This is a genomic window from Neisseria sp. P0014.S009, from assembly GCF_051958155.1.
In the GTDB taxonomy this organism is placed as follows: Bacteria; Pseudomonadota; Gammaproteobacteria; order Burkholderiales; family Neisseriaceae; genus Neisseria; species Neisseria flavescens_C.
This window is the reverse complement of the sequence record NZ_JBQCVS010000137.1, coordinates 1-266: the sequence shown is the minus strand read 5'-3', so window position 1 is coordinate 266 and position 266 is coordinate 1. Positions and strand designations below refer to the sequence as shown.

Sequence of the window (266 nt, the reverse complement as noted above, 5' to 3'; positions counted from 1 at the left end):
CGAGAAAGCAGAAAAAGAAGGCACGGCGACGTACGATCGCCGTTGGCGTCCGGATGAAGGCAAAACTCTGCCCGTAATCCCTGCCGACGTTCAACCCGTCGTCCGCTTCAAAACGCCTTTGGACTGCGTTACGAAATGGACGGACTTGGTCAAAGGCGAAATCTCCATCCCCAACGCAGCACTCGACGACCTGATTATCGCCCGCGCCGACGGCACGCCGACCTACCACTTCTGCGATGTCGTGGATGACTACGACATGGGCATTA

The 266-nt window shown here is 57.1% G+C and carries 1 protein-coding gene; it reads left to right on the top strand.

Annotation, left to right across the window (positions count from 1 at the left end):
- On the top strand, window positions 1–266 hold a 266-nt coding region (locus ACTHS4_RS12020; protein ID WP_440366000.1), incomplete at both ends, for a glutamate--tRNA ligase family protein.